The sequence below is a fragment of the Oligella sp. HMSC05A10 genome (assembly GCF_001808335.1).
GTDB lineage: Bacteria > Pseudomonadota > Gammaproteobacteria > Burkholderiales > Burkholderiaceae_B > Oligella > Oligella urethralis.
Genome location: NZ_KV792943.1, coordinates 1 through 723, shown reverse-complemented (window position 1 = coordinate 723; position 723 = coordinate 1). Strand labels below are relative to the sequence as shown.

Here is a 723-nt window from a genome sequence, read left to right as displayed (position 1 = left end):
ATAATGTGAGCAGAAAGTGCTGGGTCATTACACATCGTCACAGTCAGCTTAACTACGTAACACCACAGCAACGCCATGAGGGCAAAGACCGTGAAATACTAGCAAAGCGGCACAAAGTGCTAGCGAATGCCAAAAGAGATAATCCAATGCGCTGGGGTTCACGTGCAGTAAGAAACTACACCCCTTTAGGTACCGTCACGTTAAATCCGGAGAATGATATTAAAGTAAAAAAAGCAGCTTAAAATTTATGTATGAGTGACAACTACCTTGACAAATACCGTTCATGGACACCCCTGAAAGACCTTAATCAATTTGCAGCTATGATTCACCAAGCAAAATAAAGTACTTAGGCTTTTGAGGCAAATACTTTAGTTTAAATTCACCACCCTGCCTCGGGATAGGTACTGAACCATCACGCGGATAATAATCATCCGTGATATTCAAAAACGAGGCTTCTTGCTGCCTACTGTCTGCTAGTGTATAGCGCACTCGATACCGTTTTACACTATTAAAATTCAATGCAAGCGAGGTATTTTCAACAGAAGTGACCGTGCCTATTGTTTCAATACCGTAATGATTAATCATCGGCACACGAATAAGCTAATCGAAAAGATTAATCAATACCATCACCGGCAACAAGATCAAAAGCACACGCAAAGAGTTTAAATTGAAATTAATTAATTTCAACAAAAGTGAGACTTTTGCATAAAAGCAGTTAAATAC

The 723-nt window shown here is 39.6% G+C and carries 1 protein-coding gene and 1 pseudogene; one reads left to right on the top strand and one right to left on the bottom strand.

Translation table 11 applies throughout. The features are described 5' to 3' along the window. Positions 1-242 (top strand): annotated as a pseudogene (locus HMPREF3144_RS11730) (hypothetical protein); the annotation flags it as partial. A gap of 76 nt (positions 243-318) precedes the next feature. Here HMPREF3144_RS11730 and HMPREF3144_RS08875 read toward each other — a convergent pair. Then, the gene (locus HMPREF3144_RS08875) at positions 319-585 is read right to left on the bottom strand and encodes a hypothetical protein (RefSeq protein ID WP_168163062.1); all 267 of its coding nucleotides are present in this window, start codon (positions 583-585) and stop codon (positions 319-321) included. Positions 586-723 lie beyond the last annotated feature (138 nt).